Origin of the sequence: Acinetobacter sp. TAC-1, from assembly GCF_029025845.1 — a bacterium.
GTDB classification, from domain to species: domain Bacteria; phylum Pseudomonadota; class Gammaproteobacteria; order Pseudomonadales; family Moraxellaceae; genus Acinetobacter; species Acinetobacter guillouiae.
In genome coordinates, this window is the sequence record NZ_CP118892.1 from 1714266 (window position 1) to 1737638 (window position 23373).

Below are 23373 nucleotides of genomic sequence, written 5' to 3' on the forward strand. Positions count from 1 at the left end.
TGATTCAATATTTTATTAATTATTATTTCATTTAAATTTAACAACATAGTTTTAATGTGATGCTCTTCACATATAGAAAAATGTGTTACATGTTTTGTTTAAAATTTAATCTAAGTCAAATTCTTAAGTTTCTATAATACCCATAAAAATTAAATGGGAATTTATTATTTTTAAGCGCTATGAGCAGTATGGGAATAATAGAATGCTTCTTTTTAAAAAGGTGAGACTATTAATAAAATTTAAATAAATTTATAAAAGTGATCATTGATAATGTTAGTAATGAATATAAAGTGATAATTAAATTTAATCGCAATAAATTAGTAAAATAAACAAGTAAGATTTTAATTAAATGATAATTGCATCACAAAGTAATGGTTTTAAAAAAGATCAATCATTTAGCCATTATAGACAAGCACTGTTTTTTATATGTATATGTGATTTTAATATTAAAAATATACACTTGTGAAATTTATCTCACTTATTTATCTTTTTTGCATAACAGTAAATTATAAGACGGAAAAAATATTATGAAAAACATCACTATTTATGAAAAAGGAACAGCTAAAGTTCTCACTCAAGATTTAGTTAATAAACACTACTCAGTGTATAAAGTAAATCTTGATAGCGCAGAAATAGCCAAGATTGTAAAAGTTAATAATAATTTGGAGGTTTATTTAAAAAATGGAGAAAAAGTTGTTATTGATGATTTCTTTATTGGTGAAAAACCGAAAGACTTTACAATAGAAACTTCGGATGGAAAACATTATTTACTTAACTTTCTTGAATTCGATGCAACTGGCACTGTAACTAAAATTGATTATTTAGGGATTACCGATTTTCAAGAGTTTTTAGTTGGTCATCATGCTGCTGTACCTGCTTGGGCATGGGTTGCTGGGGCTGCTGGGTTGATTGGTATTGCCGCTGCTGCAGGGAGTGGGGGCGGTGGTTCAAGTCATTCAGGGGGTGGGGATAAAACAGGACCAAAACTAAGCTATGATATTTTAGATAATCAGAAAATTAAAATCACCACAGATGAAGCAAGTAAAATTACAATAGTCGATGCGAGTGGCAAAACAATTGGGTCAGGACAGCTAAATCAAGCAGGTGCACTTGAAATTAATTTAACAAGACCTTTGGTTGATAATGAAAAAATTACAATTACAGCAACAGATAATGCAGGGAATAAAACAACTGAAACAATAAATGTTGGCGACGTTACAAAACCTGAAGTCGAAATAAATATTATTGATAATGATACTATTCAGGTCACTTCAAATGAACCTGGTAGTAAAGTTATAATTAAAAATGAAGCAGGACAAATAATTGCTGAGGGTGTAATTGGTCCTGATGGAAAATTAATAGTTGATTTAAATTCGCCTTTAATTGACGGCAGTAAGATTATTGTTGACGTTATTGATGCCGCAGGGAATCAAACAGAAAAAGTAATTACAGTAGGTGATGTAACACCGCCAATTATTAGTACAACTATTCAAGATGCGACCCATATTCAAGTCACTTCAAATGAAGCTGGTCAAGTTAAAATCACGGATGGTCAAGGTAATGTAATTGGTACAGGTACAATTACAGGTAATAACACGGTTGATAATATTCAGTTAACACGACCACTTACAGACGGTGAAACTATTAAGGTTACTGTGACAGATGGTGCTGGTAATCCAAAAACAGTTGAAATTACAGCAGGTGATGTAACTGCACCAGTGATCACTACAACCATTCAAGACGCAACTCATGTTGAAGTTACTTCAAATGAAACGGGTCAAGTTAAAATCACGGATGGTCATGGTAATTTAATTGGTACAGGTACAATCACCGGTAACAACACTGTTGATAATGTTCAATTAACACGACCACTTACAGACGGTGAAACTATTACGGTCACTGTGACAGATGGTGCAGGTAATCCAAAAACAGTTGAAATTACAGCAGGTGATGTAACTGCACCAGTGATTACTACAACCATTCAAGACGCAACTCATGTTGAAGTTACTTCAAATGAAACGGGTCAAGTTAAAATCACGGATGGTCATGGTAATGTAATTGGTACAGGTACAATCACCGGTAACAATACGGTTGATAATGTTCAATTAACACGACCACTTACAGACGGTGAAACTATTACGGTCACTGTGACAGATGGTGCAGGTAATCCAAAAACAGTTGAAATTACAGCAGGTGATGTCACAAATCCACTATTTCAATCTGCGCATGTGGATAGTTCAGGAACACAATTAACCCTGACCTATAGTGAAGCACTGGATAGTGCTAACTTGCCTCCATCGAGCAGTTTTTCGGTTAATGTGGGTGGTCAACTTGTTAATGTGACAGGTATATCAGTCAATGGTAATGTCGTGATATTGACTCTCGGTACACCAGTGACAGCTGGTCAGACGGTTACTGTGGGTTATACCGACCCAACTACGGGTAATGATCCGAATGCGATTCAAGACATTGCTGGTAATGATGCAGCAACCCTTCCACCGACAGCGGTAGACAATGGTTCAACTGTGCCTGGTGGCGATACCACAGCACCGACCTTTGTCAGTGCAACGTTAGATACAGCAGGTACATCGCTTACCTTGACTTATAGTGAAGCGCTTGACGGCACGAACTTACCACCATTAAACAGTTTTGTGGTGACCGCAGATGGTCAGGTGGTGGCTGTAACAGGCGTTACCGTGAATGGCTCAAGTGTGGTGTTGACCTTAGCTACAGCCGTGACAGCAGGTCAAGCGGTTGAAGTGGGTTATACCGATCCAACTACGGGTAATGATCCAAATGCGATTCAAGACATTGCTGGTAATGATGCAGCAACACTTCCACCGACAGCGGTAGACAATGGTTCAACTGTGCCTGGTGGCGATACCACAGCACCGACCTTTGTCAGTGCAACGTTAGATACAGCAGGTACATCGCTCACCTTGACTTATAGTGAAGCGCTAGACGGCACGAACTTACCACCATTAAACAGTTTTGTGGTGACCGCAGATGGTCAGGTGGTGGCTGTAACAGGCGTTACCGTGAATGGCTCAAGTGTGGTGTTGACCTTAGCTACAGCCGTGACAGCAGGTCAAGCGGTTGAAGTGGGTTATACCGATCCAACTACGGGTAATGATCCAAATGCGATTCAGGATCTTGTTGGTAATGATGCAGCAACACTTCCACCGACAGTGGTAGACAATGGTTCAACTGTGCCTGGTGGCGATACCACAGCACCGACCTTTGTCAGTGCAACGTTAGATACAGCAGGTACATCGCTCACCTTGACTTATAGTGAAGCGCTAGACGGCACGAACTTACCACCATTAAACAGTTTTGTGGTGACCGCAGATGGTCAGGTGGTGGCTGTAACAGGCGTTACCGTGAATGGCTCAAGTGTGGTGTTGACCTTAGCTACAGCCGTGACAGCAGGTCAAGCGGTTGAAGTGGGTTATACCGATCCAACTACGGGTAATGATCCAAATGCGATTCAGGATCTTGTTGGTAATGATGCAGCAACACTTCCACCGACAGTGGTAGACAATGGTTCAACTGTGCCTGGTGGCGATACCACAGCACCGACCTTTGTCAGTGCAACGTTAGATACAGCAGGTACATCGCTTACCTTGACTTATAGTGAAGCGCTAGACGGCACGAACTTACCACCATTAAACAGTTTTGTGGTGACCGCAGATGGTCAGGTGGTGGCTGTAACAGGCGTTACCGTGAATGGCTCAAGTGTGGTGTTGACCTTAGCTACAGCCGTGACAGCAGGTCAAGCGGTTGAAGTGGGTTATACCGATCCAACTACGGGTAATGATCCAAATGCGATTCAAGACATTGCTGGTAATGATGCAGCAACACTTCCACCGACAGCGGTAGACAATGGTTCAACTGTGCCTGGTGGCGATACCACAGCACCGACCTTTGTCAGTGCAACGTTAGATACAGCAGGTACATCGCTTACCTTGACTTATAGTGAAGCGCTAGACGGCACGAACTTACCACCATTAAACAGTTTTGTGGTGACCGCAGATGGTCAGGTGGTGGCTGTAACAGGCGTTACCGTGAATGGCTCAAGTGTGGTGTTGACCTTAGCTACAGCCGTGACAGCAGGTCAAGCGGTTGAAGTGGGTTATACCGATCCAACTACGGGTAATGATCCAAATGCGATTCAGGATCTTGTTGGTAATGATGCAGCAACACTTCCACCGACAGTGGTAGACAATGGTTCAACTGTGCCTGGTGGCGATACCACAGCACCGACCTTTGTCAGTGCAACGTTAGATACAGCAGGTACATCGCTTACCTTGACTTATAGTGAAGCGCTAGACGGCACGAACTTACCACCATTAAACAGTTTTGTGGTGACCGCAGATGGTCAGGTGGTGGCTGTAACAGGCGTTACCGTGAATGGCTCAAGTGTGGTGTTGACCTTAGCTACAGCCGTGACAGCAGGTCAAGCGGTTGAAGTGGGTTATACCGATCCAACTACGGGTAATGATCCAAATGCGATTCAAGACATTGCTGGTAATGATGCAGCAACACTTCCACCGACAGCGGTAGACAATGGTTCAACTGTGCCTGGTGGCGATACCACAGCACCGACCTTTGTCAGTGCAACGTTAGATACAGCAGGTACATCGCTCACCTTGACTTATAGTGAAGCGCTAGACGGCACGAACTTACCACCATTAAACAGTTTTGTGGTGACCGCAGATGGTCAGGTGGTGGCTGTAACAGGCGTTACCGTGAATGGCTCAAGTGTGGTGTTGACCTTAGCTACAGCCGTGACAGCAGGTCAAGCGGTTGAAGTGGGTTATACCGATCCAACTACGGGTAATGATCCAAATGCGATTCAAGACATTGCTGGTAATGATGCAGCAACACTTCCACCGACAGCGGTAGACAATGGTTCAACTGTGCCTGGTGGCGATACCACAGCACCGACCTTTGTCAGTGCAACGTTAGATACAGCAGGTACATCGCTCACCTTGACTTATAGTGAAGCGCTAGACGGCACGAACTTACCACCATTAAACAGTTTTGTGGTGACCGCAGATGGTCAGGTGGTGGCTGTAACAGGCGTTACCGTGAATGGCTCAAGTGTGGTGTTGACCTTAGCTACAGCCGTGACAGCAGGTCAAGCGGTTGAAGTGGGTTATACCGATCCAACTACGGGTAATGATCCAAATGCGATTCAGGATCTTGTTGGTAATGATGCAGCAACACTTCCACCGACAGTGGTAGACAATGGTTCAACTGTGCCTGGTGGCGATACCACAGCACCGACCTTTGTCAGTGCAACGTTAGATACAGCAGGTACATCGCTTACCTTGACTTATAGTGAAGCGCTAGACGGCACGAACTTACCACCATTAAACAGTTTTGTGGTGACCGCAGATGGTCAGGTGGTGGCTGTAACAGGCGTTACCGTGAATGGCTCAAGTGTGGTGTTGACCTTAGCTACAGCCGTGACAGCAGGTCAAGCGGTTGAAGTGGGTTATACCGATCCAACTACGGGTAATGATCCAAATGCGATTCAAGACATTGCTGGTAATGATGCAGCAACACTTCCACCGACAGCGGTAGACAATGGTTCAACTGTGCCTGGTGGCGATACCACAGCACCGACCTTTGTCAGTGCAACGTTAGATACAGCAGGTACATCGCTTACCTTGACTTATAGTGAAGCGCTAGACGGCACGAACTTACCACCATTAAACAGTTTTGTGGTGACCGCAGATGGTCAGGTGGTGGCTGTAACAGGCGTTACCGTGAATGGCTCAAGTGTGGTGTTGACCTTAGCTACAGCCGTGACAGCAGGTCAAGCGGTTGAAGTGGGTTATACCGATCCAACTACGGGTAATGATCCAAATGCGATTCAGGATCTTGTTGGTAATGATGCAGCAACACTTCCACCGACAGTGGTAGACAATGGTTCAACTGTGCCTGGTGGCGATACCACAGCACCGACCTTTGTCAGTGCAACGTTAGATACAGCAGGTACATCGCTTACCTTGACTTATAGTGAAGCGCTAGACGGCACGAACTTACCACCATTAAACAGTTTTGTGGTGACCGCAGATGGTCAGGTGGTGGCTGTAACAGGCGTTACCGTGAATGGCTCAAGTGTGGTGTTGACCTTAGCTACAGCCGTGACAGCAGGTCAAGCGGTTGAAGTGGGTTATACCGATCCAACTACGGGTAATGATCCAAATGCGATTCAAGACATTGCTGGTAATGATGCAGCAACCCTTCCACCGACAGTGGTAGACAATGGTTCAACTGTGCCTGGTGGTGATACCACAGCACCGACCTTTGTCAGTGCAACATTAGATACAGCAGGTACATCGCTCACCTTGACTTATAGTGAAGCGCTAGACGGCACGAACTTACCACCATTAAACAGTTTTGTGGTGACCGCAGATGGTCAGGTGGTGGCTGTAACAGGCGTTACCGTGAATGGCTCAAGTGTGGTGTTGACCTTAGCTACAGCCGTGACAGCAGGTCAAGCGGTTGAAGTGGGTTATACCGATCCAACTACGGGTAATGATCCAAATGCGATTCAAGACATTGCTGGTAATGATGCAGCAACCCTTCCACCGACAGCGGTAGACAATGGTTCAACTGTGCCTGGTGGTGATACCACAGCACCGACCTTTGTTAGTGCGGTGGTTGACCCACTCGGACTGAGTTTGACACTGACGTATAATGAATTGCTCGACTTTAATCCACTGCACTTGCCAACAACAGGTAGCTTTACAGTGACTGCTGGTGGTCAATTGGTGACTGTAACCGGTGTTGCGGTGGTGGGTAATAACGTGGTGTTGACTTTAGGTAGCCCAGTGACAGTAGGTCAAGCGGTGACCGTGGGCTATACCGATCCAACCACAGGTAATGATCTAAATGCGATTCAGGATCTTGTTGGCAATGATGCGGCAACGCTTCCAACCACTACAGTGACCAATGATTCAGCTGTGCTTGATACCACAGCGCCAAGCTTTGTTAGTGCGGTGGTTGACCCACTCGGACTGAGTTTGACACTGACGTATAATGAATTGCTCGACTTTAATCCACTGCACTTGCCAACAACAGGTAGCTTTACAGTGACTGCTGGTGGTCAATTGGTGACTGTAACTGGTGTTGCGGTAGTGGGTAATAACGTGGTGTTGACTTTAGGTAGCCCAGTGACAGTAGGTCAAGCGGTGACCGTGGGCTATACCGATCCAACCACAGGTAATGATCTAAATGCGATTCAGGATCTTGTTGGCAATGATGCGGCAACGCTTCCAACCACTACAGTGACCAATGATTCAGCTGTGCTTGATACCACAGCGCCAAGCTTTGTTAGTGCGGTGGTTGACCCACTCGGACTGAGTTTGACACTGACGTATAATGAATTGCTCGACTTTAATCCATTGCACTTGCCAACAACAGGTAGCTTTACAGTGACTGCTGGTGGTCAATTGGTGACTGTAACCGGTGTTGCGGTGGTGGGTAATAACGTGGTGTTGACTTTAGGTAGCCCAGTGACAGTAGGTCAAGCGGTGACCGTGGGCTATACCGATCCAACCACAGGTAATGATCTAAATGCGATTCAGGATCTTGTTGGCAATGATGCGGCAACGCTTCCAACCACTACAGTGACCAATGATTCAGCTGTGCTTGATACCACAGCGCCAAGCTTTGTTAGTGCGGTGGTTGACCCACTCGGACTGAGTTTGACACTGACGTATAATGAATTGCTCGACTTTAATCCATTGCACTTGCCAACAACAGGTAGCTTTACAGTGACTGCTGGTGGTCAATTGGTGACTGTAACTGGTGTTGCGGTAGTGGGTAATAACGTGGTGTTGACTTTAGGTAGCCCAGTGACAGTAGGTCAAGCGGTGACCGTGGGCTATACCGATCCAACCACAGGTAATGATCTAAATGCGATTCAGGATCTTGTTGGCAATGATGCGGCAACGCTTCCAACCACTACAGTGACCAATGATTCAGCTGTGCTTGATACCACAGCGCCAAGCTTTGTTAGTGCGGTGGTTGACCCACTCGGACTGAGTTTGACACTGACGTATAATGAATTGCTCGACTTTAATCCACTGCACTTGCCAACAACAGGTAGCTTTACAGTGACTGCTGGTGGTCAATTGGTGACTGTAACTGGTGTTGCGGTAGTGGGTAATAACGTGGTGTTGACTTTAGGTAGCCCAGTGACAGTAGGTCAAGCGGTGACCGTGGGCTATACCGATCCAACCACAGGTAATGATCTAAATGCGATTCAGGATCTTGTTGGCAATGATGCGGCAACGCTTCCAACCACTACAGTGACCAATGATTCAGCTGTGCTTGATACCACAGCGCCAAGCTTTGTTAGTGCGGTGGTTGACCCACTCGGACTGAGTTTGACACTGACGTATAATGAATTGCTCGACTTTAATCCACTGCACTTGCCAACAACAGGTAGCTTTACAGTGACTGCTGGTGGTCAATTGGTGACTGTAACTGGTGTTGCGGTAGTGGGTAATAACGTGGTGTTGACTTTAGGTAGCCCAGTGACAGTAGGTCAAGCGGTGACCGTGGGCTATACCGATCCAACCACAGGTAATGATCTAAATGCGATTCAGGATCTTGTTGGCAATGATGCGGCAACGCTTCCAACCACTACAGTGACCAATGATTCAGCTGTGCTTGATACCACAGCGCCAAGCTTTGTTAGTGCGGTGGTTGACCCACTCGGACTGAGTTTGACACTGACGTATAATGAATTGCTCGACTTTAATCCATTGCACTTGCCAACAACAGGTAGCTTTACAGTGACTGCTGGTGGTCAATTGGTGACTGTAACCGGTGTTGCGGTAGTGGGTAATAACGTGGTGTTGACTTTAGGTAGCCCAGTGACAGTAGGTCAAGCGGTGACCGTGGGCTATACCGATCCAACCACAGGTAATGATCTAAATGCGATTCAGGATCTTGTTGGCAATGATGCGGCAACGCTTCCAACCACTACAGTGACCAATGATTCAGCTGTGCTTGATACCACAGCGCCAAGCTTTGTTAGTGCGGTGGTTGACCCACTCGGACTGAGTTTGACACTGACGTATAATGAATTGCTCGACTTTAATCCATTGCACTTGCCAACAACAGGTAGCTTTACAGTGACTGCTGGTGGTCAATTGGTGACTGTAACCGGTGTTGCGGTAGTGGGTAATAACGTGGTGTTGACTTTAGGTAGCCCAGTGACAGTAGGTCAAGCGGTGACCGTGGGCTATACCGATCCAACCACAGGTAATGATCTAAATGCGATTCAGGATCTTGTTGGCAATGATGCGGCAACGCTTCCAACCACTACAGTGACCAATGATTCAGCTGTGCTTGATACCACAGCGCCAAGCTTTGTTAGTGCGGTGGTTGACCCACTCGGACTGAGTTTGACACTGACGTATAATGAATTGCTCGACTTTAATCCATTGCACTTGCCAACAACAGGTAGCTTTACAGTGACTGCTGGTGGTCAATTGGTGACTGTAACCGGTGTTGCGGTAGTGGGTAATAACGTGGTGTTGACTTTAGGTAGCCCAGTGACAGTAGGTCAAGCGGTGACCGTGGGCTATACCGATCCAACCACAGGTAATGATCTAAATGCGATTCAGGATCTTGTTGGCAATGATGCGGCAACGCTTCCAACCACTACAGTGACCAATGATTCAGCTGTGCTTGATACCACAGCGCCAAGCTTTGTTAGTGCGGTGGTTGACCCACTCGGACTGAGTTTGACACTGACGTATAATGAATTGCTCGACTTTAATCCACTGCACTTGCCAACAACAGGTAGCTTTACAGTGACTGCTGGTGGTCAATTGGTGACTGTAACCGGTGTTGCGGTGGTGGGTAATAACGTGGTGTTGACTTTAGGTAGCCCAGTGACAGTAGGTCAAGCGGTGACCGTGGGCTATACCGATCCAACCACAGGTAATGATCTAAATGCGATTCAGGATCTTGTTGGCAATGATGCGGCAACGCTTCCAACCACTACAGTGACCAATGATTCAGCTGTGCTTGATACCACAGCGCCAAGCTTTGTTAGTGCGGTGGTTGACCCACTCGGACTGAGTTTGACACTGACGTATAATGAATTGCTCGACTTTAATCCATTGCACTTGCCAACAACAGGTAGCTTTACAGTGACTGCTGGTGGTCAATTGGTGACTGTAACCGGTGTTGCGGTAGTGGGTAATAACGTGGTGTTGACTTTAGGTAGCCCAGTGACAGTAGGTCAAGCGGTGACCGTGGGCTATACCGATCCAACCACAGGTAATGATCTAAATGCGATTCAGGATCTTGTTGGCAATGATGCGGCAACGCTTCCAACCACTACAGTGACCAATGATTCAGCTGTGCTTGATACCACAGCGCCAAGCTTTGTTAGTGCGGTGGTTGACCCACTCGGACTGAGTTTGACACTGACGTATAATGAATTGCTCGACTTTAATCCACTGCACTTGCCAACAACAGGTAGCTTTACAGTGACTGCTGGTGGTCAATTGGTGACTGTAACCGGTGTTGCGGTGGTGGGTAATAACGTGGTGTTGACTTTAGGTAGCCCAGTGACAGTAGGTCAAGCGGTGACCGTGGGCTATACCGATCCAACCACAGGTAATGATCTAAATGCGATTCAGGATCTTGTTGGCAATGATGCGGCAACGCTTCCAACCACTACAGTGACCAATGATTCAGCTGTGCTTGATACCACAGCGCCAAGCTTTGTTAGTGCGGTGGTTGACCCACTCGGACTGAGTTTGACACTGACGTATAATGAATTGCTCGACTTTAATCCATTGCACTTGCCAACAACAGGTAGCTTTACAGTGACTGCTGGTGGTCAATTGGTGACTGTAACCGGTGTTGCGGTAGTGGGTAATAACGTGGTGTTGACTTTAGGTAGCCCAGTGACAGTAGGTCAAGCGGTGACCGTGGGCTATACCGATCCAACCACAGGTAATGATCTAAATGCGATTCAGGATCTTGTTGGCAATGATGCGGCAACGCTTCCAACCACTACAGTGACCAATGATTCAGCTGTGCTTGATACCACAGCGCCAAGCTTTGTTAGTGCGGTGGTTGACCCACTCGGACTGAGTTTGACACTGACGTATAATGAATTGCTCGACTTTAATCCATTGCACTTGCCAACAACAGGTAGCTTTACAGTGACTGCTGGTGGTCAATTGGTGACTGTAACCGGTGTTGCGGTAGTGGGTAATAACGTGGTGTTGACTTTAGGTAGCCCAGTGACAGTAGGTCAAGCGGTGACCGTGGGCTATACCGATCCAACCACAGGTAATGATCTAAATGCGATTCAGGATCTTGTTGGCAATGATGCGGCAACGCTTCCAACCACTACAGTGACCAATGATTCAGCTGTGCTTGATACCACAGCGCCAAGCTTTGTTAGTGCGGTGGTTGACCCACTCGGACTGAGTTTGACACTGACGTATAATGAATTGCTCGACTTTAATCCACTGCACTTGCCAACAACAGGTAGCTTTACAGTGACTGCTGGTGGTCAATTGGTGACTGTAACCGGTGTTGCGGTGGTGGGTAATAACGTGGTGTTGACTTTAGGTAGCCCAGTGACAGTAGGTCAAGCGGTGACCGTGGGCTATACCGATCCAACCACAGGTAATGATCTAAATGCGATTCAGGATCTTGTTGGCAATGATGCGGCAACGCTTCCAACCACTACAGTGACCAATGATTCAGCTGTGCTTGATACCACAGCGCCAAGCTTTGTTAGTGCGGTGGTTGACCCACTCGGACTGAGTTTGACACTGACGTATAATGAATTGCTCGACTTTAATCCATTGCACTTGCCAACAACAGGTAGCTTTACAGTGACTGCTGGTGGTCAATTGGTGACTGTAACCGGTGTTGCGGTAGTGGGTAATAACGTGGTGTTGACTTTAGGTAGCCCAGTGACAGTAGGTCAAGCGGTGACCGTGGGCTATACCGATCCAACCACAGGTAATGATCTAAATGCGATTCAGGATCTTGTTGGCAATGATGCGGCAACGCTTCCAACCACTACAGTGACCAATGATTCAGCTGTGCTTGATACCACAGCGCCAAGCTTTGTTAGTGCGGTGGTTGACCCACTCGGACTGAGTTTGACACTGACGTATAATGAATTGCTCGACTTTAATCCACTGCACTTGCCAACAACAGGTAGCTTTACAGTGACTGCTGGTGGTCAATTGGTGACTGTAACCGGTGTTGCGGTGGTGGGTAATAACGTGGTGTTGACTTTAGGTAGCCCAGTGACAGTAGGTCAAGCGGTGACCGTGGGCTATACCGATCCAACCACAGGTAATGATCTAAATGCGATTCAGGATCTTGTTGGCAATGATGCGGCAACGCTTCCAACCACTACAGTGACCAATGATTCAGCTGTGCTTGATACCACAGCGCCAAGCTTTGTTAGTGCGGTGGTTGACCCACTCGGACTGAGTTTGACACTGACGTATAATGAATTGCTCGACTTTAATCCATTGCACTTGCCAACAACAGGTAGCTTTACAGTGACTGCTGGTGGTCAATTGGTGACTGTAACCGGTGTTGCGGTAGTGGGTAATAACGTGGTGTTGACTTTAGGTAGCCCAGTGACAGTAGGTCAAGCGGTGACCGTGGGCTATACCGATCCAACCACAGGTAATGATCTAAATGCGATTCAGGATCTTGTTGGCAATGATGCGGCAACGCTTCCAACCACTACAGTGACCAATGATTCAGCTGTGCTTGATACCACAGCGCCAAGCTTTGTTAGTGCGGTGGTTGACCCACTCGGACTGAGTTTGACACTGACGTATAATGAATTGCTCGACTTTAATCCATTGCACTTGCCAACAACAGGTAGCTTTACAGTGACTGCTGGTGGTCAATTGGTGACTGTAACCGGTGTTGCGGTAGTGGGTAATAACGTGGTGTTGACTTTAGGTAGCCCAGTGACAGTAGGTCAAGCGGTGACCGTGGGCTATACCGATCCAACCACAGGTAATGATCTAAATGCGATTCAGGATCTTGTTGGCAATGATGCGGCAACGCTTCCAACCACTACAGTGACCAATGATTCAGCTGTGCTTGATACCACAGCGCCAAGCTTTGTTAGTGCGGTGGTTGACCCACTCGGACTGAGTTTGACACTGACGTATAATGAATTGCTCGACTTTAATCCATTGCACTTGCCAACAACAGGTAGCTTTACAGTGACTGCTGGTGGTCAATTGGTGACTGTAACCGGTGTTGCGGTGGTGGGTAATAACGTGGTGTTGACTTTAGGTAGCCCAGTGACAGTAGGTCAAGCGGTGACCGTGGGCTATACCGATCCAACCACAGGTAATGATCTAAATGCGATTCAGGATCTTGTTGGCAATGATGCGGCAACGCTTCCAACCACTACAGTGACCAATGATTCAGCTGTGCTTGATACCACAGCGCCAAGCTTTGTTAGTGCGGTGGTTGACCCACTCGGACTGAGTTTGACACTGACGTATAATGAATTGCTCGACTTTAATCCACTGCACTTGCCAACAACAGGTAGCTTTACAGTGACTGCTGGTGGTCAATTGGTGACTGTAACCGGTGTTGCGGTGGTGGGTAATAACGTGGTGTTGACTTTAGGTAGCCCAGTGACAGTAGGTCAAGCGGTGACCGTGGGCTATACCGATCCAACCACAGGTAATGATCTAAATGCGATTCAGGATCTTGTTGGCAATGATGCGGCAACGCTTCCAACCACTACAGTGACCAATGATTCAGCTGTGCTTGATACCACAGCGCCAAGCTTTGTTAGTGCGGTGGTTGACCCACTCGGACTGAGTTTGACACTGACGTATAATGAATTGCTCGACTTTAATCCATTGCACTTGCCAACAACAGGTAGCTTTACAGTGACTGCTGGTGGTCAATTGGTGACTGTAACCGGTGTTGCGGTAGTGGGTAATAACGTGGTGTTGACTTTAGGTAGCCCAGTGACAGTAGGTCAAGCGGTGACCGTGGGCTATACCGATCCAACCACAGGTAATGATCTAAATGCGATTCAGGATCTTGTTGGCAATGATGCGGCAACGCTTCCAACCACTACAGTGACCAATGATTCAGCTGTGCTTGATACCACAGCGCCAAGCTTTGTTAGTGCGGTGGTTGACCCACTCGGACTGAGTTTGACACTGACGTATAATGAATTGCTCGACTTTAATCCACTGCACTTGCCAACAACAGGTAGCTTTACAGTGACTGCTGGTGGTCAATTGGTGACTGTAACCGGTGTTGCGGTGGTGGGTAATAACGTGGTGTTGACTTTAGGTAGCCCAGTGACAGTAGGTCAAGCGGTGACCGTGGGCTATACCGATCCAACCACAGGTAATGATCTAAATGCGATTCAGGATCTTGTTGGCAATGATGCGGCAACGCTTCCAACCACTACAGTGATCAATGATTCGACTGTACCTGCTGGAGATACTACTCCACCTATATTTGTAAGTGCTGCAGTAGGGGCAAGTGGAACACAATTAACACTAACGTATAATGAACCGCTTGATTTAAATCCACTGCACTTACCAACAGTAGGAAGTTTTAATGTTAATGTAGGTGGTCAATCAGTGACTGTAACTGCTGTTGCGGTAGTGGGTAATAACGTGGTGTTGACTTTAGGTACAATTGTAACTGCTGGTCAGAATGTTAAAGTTTCTTATACCGATCCAACTGCAGCCAATGATCTAAATGCGATTCAGGATTTGGCTGGTAATGATGCAGCAACACTTCCATCAACCACAGTAAGCAATGATTCTCTCATACCAAGCTTTGATACTACTCCACCTGCATTTGTAAGTGCTGCAGTAGGGGCAAGTGGAACACAATTGACTCTTGCTTATAATGAAGCTTTAGACGCAGTGAACTTACCACCACTCGGCAGCTTTAATGTTAATGTGGGGGGGCAGTTAGTGGCTGTGACAGGTGTATCTATAAGTGGTACTAATGTTATCTTGACTTTAGGCACAGCAGTGACTCAAGGTCAAACTGTCAAAGTTTCTTATACCGATCCGACTACAGGCAATGATCTAAATGCGATTCAGGATCATGCAGGTAATGATGCTGTGACGCTTCCATCAACCACAGTAAGCAATGGTTCTCTCATACCAAGCTTAGATACCATTCCTCCTGCATTTGTAAGTGCTACCGTAGGGACAAGTGGAACACAATTGACACTGGTTTATAATGAAGCTTTAGACGCAGTGAACTTGCCTGCAATAGGTAGCTTCGCTGTTACAGTGGGTGGACAGCTTGTCACAGTAACTGGTATCTCTGTTAATGGTTCAAACGTAATATTGACTTTAGGTTCTGTAGTGACATCTGGTCAAAGCGTCCAAGTGGGTTATACCGATCCAACTGCAGCCAATGATCTAAATGCAATTCAGGATCATGCAGGTAATGATGCAGCGACACTTCCGTTAACGACAGCGATCAATGATTCTACAATTCCACCAGCACCAATTATTTTAGGTGCTCAAGACAATGTCGGAAATACAACTGGAAATTTATATTCAGGTGATTCTACAGACGATTCAACGCCAACTTTGTTTGGTCAAGCACAAAGTAATAGTACTGTTACGATCTATGTTGATGGATTAGAGGTTGGAACTGTATTGACAAATGGTGCTGGTAATTGGAGTTATGAACCTACTTTAAATTACTTATCAAATGGTCAAATTACTAATCATAAAATTACTGCTACAGTCACAGATTCTTCTGGACATACAAGTTTAAGTAGCAGCGACTTTAACATTGGAGTATACGCTCCTAGTACAGTTCAAAATCCTATAACAGCACTAAAATCAGGAAGTCTACTTGGTTTAATTGAGCTTGATGCACTTGGATTAATTAAATTAGATAACCAGCCTTTGGCAGCTTATGATGTAAATAATGACTTAAAGAAAATATCCTTAAAATCAAGTGCATTAGTGGGGCTGAATCCGACATGGTCATATTCTCAAGCTGTAGCTGATATCTTAGGTTTAAAAGTTACGCTTACAAATACTGGTATCATAGGAATTATTGCTGCCACTTCAACAATAGAAATTACATCCTTAGATGGAGGTATAGTTGATAATGCTAAGGTGATGGAGTTTTTAGCGACAGTATACAACCCAAATCTCTTAGGATTGGCAAATCTTACTTTATTGGGAAGTATCACTTTGGAAGCTTGGGACTCTCGATACACTGTAGATACCAATATAGTGGGAGGTAATATTGTTGGTTATAGCAAATCAACTGCCGGTTCCGTTGCTGATGTCAACTTACTAGGCTCAACTCAAATTTCATCTTATGATAAGGTTGCTAATTTTGATCAAAGTGCCTCAAATGTGAATGTTAGAATTTATGGAACCAACGGAAGTGATACTCTTCATGGCGGACATAAAGATGATATTTTACGCGGTGGCGATGGTAATGATACTTTAAATGGTGGTGCTGGCAATGACTTACTAGAAGGTGGTAAAGGCAACGATATTCTAATCGGTGGTACAGGTTCAGATACTGCTGTATATCGTTTATTACTCTCTACGGATGCTACTGGTGGAAATGGAACAGATACATGGACGGATTTCCATAAAGGGAATGTTACCACGGATACTGAAGCAGATAAGATTGATATTCGCGAATTACTCGATAGCACTGCCAATATGGGTAATATCTCACAATATGTCTTTACAACTTATGATTCGGTCAATAACAAAACCGTGGTACAGATTGACCGTGATGGTTCTGGTACGACATATGCGAAGGCTGATCTTTTAATCCTTGAAAATGTCAATACAACGCTTGATGAGTTGCTGCACAATCAACAACTTATATTCTAATTGCTAAACTTAAAAAAACCCTAAGTTCGCTTAGGGTTTTTTATTGTCCAATGTATTTTAAAAGCACGTTATAATGGCAATATATTGAGTTTGAATGTTTTATTTTCATTATGGTTTATACACTTGTATCCGAAACGATTTTTGAGGAAGATATTAAAAAGAGTCGATTTCAAGCCATTGCAGCGCCTGTTGAAAATGAACAGCAAGTTAAAATGTTTCTGGAAAAACATTTAGATCTAACAACAACACATCAATGCTGGGCATGGAAAATAGGTCATAATGTTCGTTTTAATGACGATGGTGAACCTTCAGGTACAGCAGGTCGCCCGATCCTTGCGACCATTGAGGGCAATGATTTAACCAATGCAATTGTATTGGTCAATCGTTGGTATGGTGGCATCAAGTTGGGCACAGGTGGTTTAGTTCGTGCCTATGGTGGTTGTGCAGGGCAATGTCTGCTTTTGGCTGAAAAAATAGAACTGATTGAAAAGAAGAAAATTTATTTTCAATGCCAATTCAGCGAATGGTCAATTTTTCAGTATGAATTAAATACCCAAGGTATTGAATATACAGAACAATATACTGCTAATGGGGTTGAAGTTGAGGCATTATTACAAATACATCAAATTGATCCACTTAAGTTAAAAATTCAAGATGTAACGCGTGGGCGTGAGCAACTTAAATTGTTGGAAGACGTTGATGATTGAACAAGACCCATTATTGAAATATCGTGAACAACATAAGCATCGCTTAAATTATATGCCGTGGCTGTATTATTCACTTAAACCGAAAAATCGAGTTTGGGCGGAGCAGTGGCAGCAGCATTATCAAGCGTATTTGATGGCAATGGAAACTGTTGAAATAGGTCAAAATTGTTTTATTTCACCATTGGCGCATATTTTTGCTGAGCCTGGTCGGAAAATTGTCATTGGGGATAATACTTTTATTGCAGCGGATTGTACCTTGCATGGACCGTTAGAGATTGGTAATGAAGTCGCGATCAACCATCATTGTATTTTGGATGGGGGTAAAGTCGGTATTAAATTGCATGATCAAGTTCGTATAGCCGCCTATTGTCATCTTTATGCTTTTGATCACGGGATGGATTTGAGTATTCCTGTTTATCAACAAGCTGTGACTTCCAAAGGCATTGAAATTGGTCAGGATGTTTGGCTGGGCGCGCACGTTGGTGTGAAAGATGGTGTAAAAATTGCTTCACATGCGGTGATTGGAATGAATAGTATGGTCACTAAAAATGTAGCTGAACGAGAAATTGTGGCAGGGAACCCAGCGCGTTTTATTCGTTATCGTGAATGAACGCACAGTTTGTACAAATACATAATTAAATTATGGAATTAATTACATAAAGTTGTCCAAACTTATAAAAACTTATGCTAATTTAAAATAATATAGACCCAAAGCTGTAAAGCTAAAGCGAGGTTAAAATGAACAGAGTAGTGGCTTGTATTGACTCTTCTCCGTGCATCAATGCATTGGCAGAAGCAGCCGCATGGATTGCTCAAAAAACTGGTCGTGAACTGGTTTTATTGCAAGTATTGGATTATTACCCTGCAAGTTATCATTTAGGGGAAATTAGTGGGGTAATTGGCTTTGAAAGTAATGCGATGTTACTTAAAGAGCTGGCTGAACTTGAACAAAAGCAAAGTGAGTTAGCACTGGATTACAGTAACAATTTACTCAAGCATATTTCTGAAATGATTCAAGAAAAATACAATATCACACCAATTCAAATTCAAGCCAAAGGTGATTTTCTCGAACAAAGCTTCAATGAATTGACTGAAGATGATATCGCTGTCATCGGTCGAGTGGGTGAGCGTTCAGCTGAGAAGAATAAAATATTGGGCAGTAATGTTGAAAACTTTATTCGTGGAACCAAAAGTACCGTATTAACTGTTGGGCAAACATTTAAACCACCTACACGGTTTATTTTTGCTTATGAGCTTTCAGAAACATGTCAAAAAATGCTAAAACGCGTTGAAAAAAGTGATTTGCTTAAACTTTTGCAATGCCATTTACTCTATGTTGGTGATCATCCTGAAATTCTCAATGAGCCTGCGCAACGTTTAAAAGATGCAGGTTTAGATGTGGTGGTAGAGTACCGTTATGGTGATGTTGCTGAAAATATTTTGGATTATCAAGATCAGCATCAAATTCAATTGATTGTTCTAGGTGCATTTAGTCATAGTAAAATTCATCAATTCTTTTTGGGTAGTGTAACGACCACTATTTTTAGAAACGCTGCAGTTCCATTGTTGGTTGCAAAATAAGTTTGATTTGAAGATAAAAGACAACGCGATTGAGCAATCGAGATTCAGTCAAATGACCGATCAAACAGAAGAGATGAAATGCCACAAATAATATGATTTGTGGCATTTTTTTTGATTAAAAAATTTGATAAAAATATTGCATTTTGAAATGCAAGCACTTTTTCATGAACCATGAATTTAACTGGTTGAAAATTAATCGACGATTAAAAGTATTTTATTTTCATGGGTTTATTAAAGCATTATTGAGTTATCCACAATTCTACAAACAAGTTCAGGGGATAACTCTCAGGAGAATGATTGAAGCTAAGCTGGACTTGTTAAAATTTTAGCTATAAAAAAACTGCTATCTAAATAGCAGCTTTAAAAATTAAATCAGCATGCTTTATTTTACTATCGCAATGGCAAAACCATCATGTCCTTTGCTACCTACAGTTTGCAAAGCTGTACATGACAGAATTTTAGGATGGTTTTGCATGGCTTTATACATGTCACGGATCCCTTCAATACTTGGTTTGACATTGTCTGGGTCAAGAATGTCACCAGCACGAATCACGTTGTCCAAAACAATCACTGTACCTGAATGCGACAGGTTTAAGCTTAATTCTAAATATTCAGGATAGCTTTGTTTATCAGCATCGACAAAAATAAAGTCAAAAGGTTCTGTAGCTTCAGGTAACGCTTTTAAAATATCAGCTGCACGACCACATTTTAATTCAACAGTTTGTTTGAGCTTGGCCTGATCTATATTTTCTTGACCTAAAGCAGCATGCGTATCACGACCTTCAATTGTTAAAATATAGCCATCTTCAGGTAGCGCACGGGCTAACCACATGGTGCTATAAGCTGCAAAAGTACCTAATTCTAAAACACGTTTGCATTTGTTCATTTGAATCAACATTTGCAATAACATGCCTTGATTTGCGGCAACAGCAAGGTGGTCTGGAAATCCTTTATCCTCAGTGTTTTTTAATGTTTGTATGAGGATTGGATCTTCAGGAATTAAATGTGATTCGATATAGGCATCGATGTCTGACCACATTTGTTGCATGTTATACCACCTAATTGGAGTCACTTCATTTATGTAATGTGCATTTTAATCTTTTAATCGAAGAGTGCAATTTTAATAGAAACTTTTGAGTTAAATTTAATCAACTGAAAAAAATTATAAATATATAGAGCGATACATTCAGGTTTTTTGTTTTAAAGAAGCCTGATCAAGTTCTATAAAACATGGTGATGAAACTGATTTATGCGGCGAATAATGGGCTAAATCCAATTTTCCTTAATAAACGGCGATACATACTTGAACTGCGATCAGCAGGGAAGTGCGCCTCAATGGATAAATCTAAAGGTAGATATTCTGGTTTTTGTGTCTCAACGATCAAACGGTCTTCTTCAAAGATTTTAAGGTTGTATTCGTAAGCATCTTCTATTGGTAAATCTTGATCATAGTTACGACAAATGGGGGCAAATAATCGAGTACTACGTGCAGTCATGGGCGAGGCAGCATTCATAATGACCTGTTTCGCTTGATTGGGGAAATGAATGGTTAATGTTGCGGTAAAAGGTAAATGAATTTCAAAATGGCGTAACCATTGAAAATCCGCTTGTCCTAATTGATCTAGACCAATCGGGTAACGACCTACACTACTGATATAATCAGCACTAAAACCATAGTCTGTTTCTTGCGTGGTGTAATCAGGCACTTCAGTATTTTCTGGGTCACCAAAAGTTTCTGGATGTACCCATGCAAAATGGGCAACATCGATAAAACCTTCCAATTGTCGACCAGCAAAGCATTTTAAATCGACTTGAGGACAAACCAGTTGTTGGTACGTGGTCTCATCCCAATGCGGCATGTTTGGAATATTGGCTATATCCTGTTTTTTTGCTAAAAGTGAACACCAGATTAATCCATAACGTTCAACAGCAGCATAGGTTTTTAGGTGGAAACGGTCCGAAATTTTATGATTTGGGTGCGCAGGGATACGATTACATTTTCCGTTTTCTCCAAAGCGTAAACCATGATAACGACAAACAATACCTTGACCATCATTTGTTCCGATGCTTAAAGGAACACCGCGATGTGGGCAGGCATCTTTGGCAACAATAATTTCAGTATCTATTTTATAAATGACCAATGGCATATCCAGCAACATGGTTCCGAGTGGCTGCTCAGTAATATCTCTTGCTAATGCAATTGGATACCAATATTGGGCTAAAAGCTGCCAATCATGTTCGGAGAAGCTCATATGAACGGGACGGTCTGGATTAAAGGTGTTCAGCGTTTTGCTATTCATATTCAAATCTTTTAGGGAGTGCTCATTTGAATATAAAACAATGCCGTGTTCTTTGAAATTTCAATTATTGTGCGGAATGATTAAGAAAAATAGAACACTTGATTGCATAGTAGGCATGTACAGTGGTGGTCTTTTAGATCTGCTTAGCTGTAATAATCTTTTAACATTTTTCCAAAATTTAATAAAAATGAGCTGACTACAATAAGTGCGATGGAGAAACTGCTGCAAAAGAAAATAATTTTTTGATAATTTAACCTGCAACTATCCATTAAAGGCAAATAGTAGACCTGATACATTGAACGTAAGGTTTGCATGGTTAATATAAATAAACTGATGAAGCTAAAACTAATGACAATATTTTGGATCAGATTGTATTGGCTAATTTGTGCCAATAAAAAGTAAATAATCCAACAACTCATATAGATAATAAACGTGATCATGCTGGCTGAGGCTACCATTTTTAGAAAAGTTTCATGCCATTCTTTACGATTTAATCTGATCATTTAAATTACTCTTTTTTATTTATTTTAAGGGTTTTTAGATGAGAAAATAAGGCTATCACGACATATAGTGTCACTTGAAATGGGTAATCCTTAATACATCTTTTGTGACATACACATGAAATATTACAATTTGAATTGTAATATCCTCAAATTTAAAAAATAGAACACAGTTGATTACATATTGAATTTAAAAGATTTTTAATAAAATCAAATGTGAATTATCAAATATCATAAAAGCGTCATAAAGCTGTAACTTATTTGTCATATTTTAAAATCAAAATGCAGTTATCCGAAAAGTACGACACAACAAGAAGTGGTGTACTTCAAAATAGCAGTTTATTTAAGAGAGAAAAGAATGCGCATTAATCACATCGCACTTGCATTAGCAGTTTCAGGGGCAGCAGTAGCAGCAAACGCTCGTGATACCATCCAAATCGCTGGTTCTTCTACTGTACTTCCTTATGCGAGTATTGTTGCTGAAGAATTTGGTAATACTTTCCCTCAATTTAAAGCACCTGTAGTTGGCTCAGGCGGTAGTTCTGCTGGTCTTAAACAGTTCTGTTCAGGTGTAGGCGATAACACAATTGATATCGCAAATGCTTCACGTAAAATTAAAGATACTGAAATTGCAGCATGTAAAAAAGCTGGCGTAAATAAAATCCAAGAAATAAAAATCGGTTATGACGGTATCGTTTTTGCTTCAAATGCAAGCAAAGCAGCTTATAAATTACGTCCACAACATGTATTTGCAGCCCTAGCAGCTGAATTACCATCAAATGGTAAATTGGTACCAAACCCATATACACGTTGGAACCAAATTGATAAATCGCTTCCAAATGAGCCAATTACTTTAGTTGTTCCAGCTTCTAACCACGGTACACGTGAAGTGTTCCAAGAGAAAATGGTTGAAGCGGGTTGCGAAACTTACGATTACTTCAAAAAGTTAGACAAAGATGCACAGAAAAAAGCATGTTCTAACTTCCGTAAAGACGGTAAAGTAATTGAAATTGCTGGTGATTATACTGAAACTCTAGCACGTTTAAAAACATCTCCAAGTGCGGTAGGTGTATTTGGCTTAGGTTTCTATGACCAAAACAAAGATAAATTACGTGTTGCGACAGTGAACAACGTTGTTCCTTCTGAGCAAACTGTACTAAATGGTACTTACCCTGTATCTCGTCCTTTATACTTCTATGTGAAAGGTGAGCATTTACAGTCAATCAAAGGCTTAAAAGAATATACTGAATACTTCCTTAACAAGAAAGTATCTGGTAAAGGTTCTAAGCTAGACAAAGCTGGTTTGATTTCATTGTCTGACGCTGAACGTGCAAAAGTATTGGCTGGTTTTAAAGCTGGTAAATAATAAAAC

General features: G+C 42.9%; 7 protein-coding genes. 5 read left to right on the forward strand and 2 right to left on the reverse strand.

The features are described from left to right. Positions 1-527: 527 nt before the first annotated feature. The 4 genes from PYV58_RS08000 to PYV58_RS08015 all read left to right on the forward strand — a co-directional run bounded on the left by PYV58_RS08000 (position 528) and on the right by PYV58_RS08015 (position 19201). Positions 528-16913 carry a SwmB domain-containing protein gene (locus PYV58_RS08000; RefSeq protein ID WP_275059794.1) on the forward strand — a complete coding sequence of 5462 codons (16386 nt, stop codon included), beginning with the start codon at positions 528-530 and terminating at the stop codon, positions 16911-16913. A gap of 110 nt (positions 16914-17023) precedes the next feature. After that, on the forward strand, positions 17024-17620 hold the full coding sequence (locus PYV58_RS08005) for a YigZ family protein (RefSeq protein WP_034615880.1): 597 nt from the start codon (positions 17024-17026) through the stop codon (positions 17618-17620). Continuing rightward, on the forward strand, positions 17613-18230 hold the full coding sequence (locus PYV58_RS08010; protein WP_034615877.1) for an acyltransferase: 618 nt from the start codon (positions 17613-17615) through the stop codon (positions 18228-18230). Before PYV58_RS08005 ends, PYV58_RS08010 begins: the two co-directional genes overlap by 8 nt. Positions 18231-18358: 128 nt before the next feature. After that, complete coding sequence (locus tag PYV58_RS08015) at positions 18359-19201, forward strand: universal stress protein (RefSeq protein ID WP_004719212.1); 843 nt, start codon at positions 18359-18361, stop codon at positions 19199-19201. A 382-nt stretch (positions 19202-19583) separates the two neighbouring features. On the opposite strand, the gene PYV58_RS08020 is transcribed toward PYV58_RS08015, so the two are convergent. Together PYV58_RS08020 and PYV58_RS08025 are read right to left on the reverse strand one after the other, a co-directional pair. After that, positions 19584-20249 (reverse strand): O-methyltransferase, encoded by a 666-nt coding sequence (locus PYV58_RS08020; protein ID WP_004822576.1) that lies wholly within the window; start codon positions 20247-20249, stop codon positions 19584-19586. A 199-nt stretch (positions 20250-20448) separates the two neighbouring features. Then, the gene (locus PYV58_RS08025) at positions 20449-21501 is read right to left on the reverse strand and encodes a Rieske 2Fe-2S domain-containing protein (RefSeq protein ID WP_034615874.1); all 1053 of its coding nucleotides are present in this window, start codon (positions 21499-21501) and stop codon (positions 20449-20451) included. 858 nt (positions 21502-22359) lie between these two features. On the opposite strand from PYV58_RS08025, the gene PYV58_RS08030 reads away from it, so the two are divergent. Continuing rightward, a complete protein-coding gene (locus PYV58_RS08030) occupies positions 22360-23367 on the forward strand; it encodes a substrate-binding domain-containing protein (RefSeq protein ID WP_004822573.1) in 1008 nt (335 codons plus the stop codon). Positions 23368-23373: the final 6 nt, after the last annotated feature.